Annotated in this window: 1 protein-coding gene and 1 tRNA gene; one reads left to right on the top strand and one right to left on the bottom strand. The window is 44.0% G+C overall.

All coding sequences use genetic code 11. The annotated features are described in order from the left end of the window. Positions 1-561 precede the first annotated feature (561 nt). Positions 562-1,998, top strand: a complete 1,437-nt coding sequence (locus tag R7Z50_RS24060; RefSeq protein WP_082240161.1) for an NAD-dependent succinate-semialdehyde dehydrogenase — start codon at positions 562-564, stop codon at positions 1,996-1,998. A 248-nt stretch (positions 1,999-2,246) separates the two neighbouring features. Here R7Z50_RS24060 and R7Z50_RS24055 read toward each other — a convergent pair. Further along, positions 2,247-2,322 (bottom strand) — tRNA-Asn (locus tag R7Z50_RS24055). Between the last annotated feature and the right edge of the window lies 1 nt (position 2,323).

Below are 2,323 nucleotides of genomic sequence, written 5' to 3'. Positions count from 1 at the left end.
AGTTGGTTAGAATACCGGCCTGTCACGCCGGGGGTCGCGGGTTCGAGTCCCGTCCACTCCGCCACTTATATTAAGCCCCAGTCGAAAGACTGGGGCTTTTTCGTTTGGTCGTGTCCCCTAGAAATGCATTTACACATTGAAGGCGAGACAATACGACTTTCTTTACCCTTTTGGCACATGAGTTTCTCAGGAAGATGAGCCTGCTGCCTGCACTTCCAATTACTCCGAGTTTGTATCCTGTCCTCGTTGAAAGATTGGTCATTTGAACAATGAGTCTTTATAACACTCGCCCTCAACCGTAATAGAATGAATAGTCTTCCGTACTGCGTGTTTTGTTAGCGTCTCTCTTAAACAATAATTTTCTACATCTTATTTCTCAAACATTCATTGCTTCCATGTTTAGAGCGGGACCGTCGTTACGTGGATTACGCAATTTCCCGAAATATAGTGAGGAATAGAGCTAAGTCTTCCGAAAATTAATGCCTTTTAGAAAACTTTGTTTTCTTTGCTGAACTTGCTAGTAGCGATTAACCTAAGAGGAGTTCTTGAGGAGTATGTTTGATGATGCAACAAATAAAAAATGAAACGCTGAAATCTGTATTTAAGCAATGGTCTTCCGATGAGGGAATTGTGGTCATCAACCCTGCAACTGAGCAAGAGTTAATTCGGTTAAAGCCTAGTACTCTTGATGAGTTAGATGATCTCATTGGTCAGTGCAAAACGGAGCAAGTCCGTTGGGCTAAATTAAGTGCCAAAGAGCGCTCTCGTCGTTTGAGGGGGTGGTATCAACTACTTCTTGATAATGCAGAAGACATAGCCACGATTATTACCTTAGAGCAGGGTAAACCTTTAGCTGAGAGCAAAGGGGAAGTGATGTATGGTGCCTCTTTTGTCGAGTGGTTCTCAGAAGAAGCAAAACGTGCTTATGGCGAAGTTATTCCTGCCCCAACGACAGATAGACGTCTATCTGCAATTCGCCAGCCTGTGGGAGTATGCGCTGCAATTACACCTTGGAACTTCCCTATTGCGATGATTACAAGAAAAGCAGCACCAGCCCTAGCGGCAGGTTGTGGCATGTTGATCAAGCCATCAGAGCTTACCCCTCTCACTGCAATTGCTGTTGTTGAATTAGCTTATCAGGCTGGTATCCCTAAAGAACTGCTTTCTGTCGTGGTGTCGGAGCAGGCTGCTGAGTTTGGTCAAGTACTAAGTACTGATCCTAGGATTCAGAAGATCTCTTTTACGGGGTCTACGCGCGTTGGGAAAATTTTGATGAAGCAAGCCAGTGATTCAGTCAAGGCGGTGTCGATGGAGTTGGGTGGTAATGCGCCTTTCATCGTGTTTGAAGATGCAGACTTAGATGAGGCTGCGGAAGGGCTTGTCGCGTCGAAGTTCCGTAATGCAGGGCAAACATGTGTTTGTACCAATCGGCTATATGTTCATAAAAATGTAAAACAAGCTTTTATTGATAAAGTATTGTCGAAGTTAAGCAAATTAAAGCTTGGAAATGGTTTAGAGAAAGGTGTCACATTAGGTCCTGTTATTACGATGGCCTCTAAGCATCGACTAGAGGCGGCGATCGATCAAGCTGTACAAGAAGGAGCCTCTATTGCTAACTCTCCACAGAGACGGCCTGGTCGCTTTATGGAGCCCGTTCTTTTGGATAGTGTGACGCAGAATATGTCGATTGTTCAGCAAGAGCTATTCGGGCCTGTGTTGCCTATTGTTACCTTTGAAAATGATTATCAAGTTCTCGAAATGGCGAACGATACAGAATATGGTTTGGCTTGCTATTTCTATACGAATAGCTTGAAGCGTATTGTGACTTTTAGTGAAGGTTTAGAGTACGGCATGGTTGGAGTTAATGAAGGGATCATCTCTACTGAAGTGGCTCCATTTGGTGGAGTTAAAGAGTCGGGTGTTGGACGGGAAGGTGCTAAGCAAGGACTCGATGAATATCTGGAGACAAAGTATATTTGTCTTGGTGGTTTAAGCTGATTTCAGAGATGGCCGATTGAATTAAAAAGCTAGGTTTTTACCTAGCTTTTTTTTAGTTGAAAGGCATACCATTTGCCACGCGCGTTTGTGGTTAATATTTTCTGGTTACTTAGTGAGTCGATAGTTAGCTTGCGGTAAGCGGTTTTTAATAATCAAAGCGCTTATGTTATTTCGTTATGGGGTAGGAGAGAGCTTAGCTTTAAACTAATACAAAAAAGCCGCATCAAGTGATGCGGCTTCTTCTAATATGGCTCCTCCTGCTGGGCTCGAACCAGCGACCTGCGGATTAACAGTCCGTCGCTCTACCAACTGAGCTAAGGAGGAA

It is taken from the genome of Vibrio sp. 1249-1 (assembly GCF_033340495.1).
The sequence above is the reverse complement of the archived record's forward strand: the minus strand, read 5'-3'. Positions and strand labels throughout refer to the sequence as shown.

What these genes read in the sequence shown, in the direction of transcription:
- R7Z50_RS24060 (WP_082240161.1), top strand. Translation starts at nt 562, where the DNA reads ATGATGCAACAAATAAAAAATGAAACGCTGAAATCTGTATTTAAGCAA.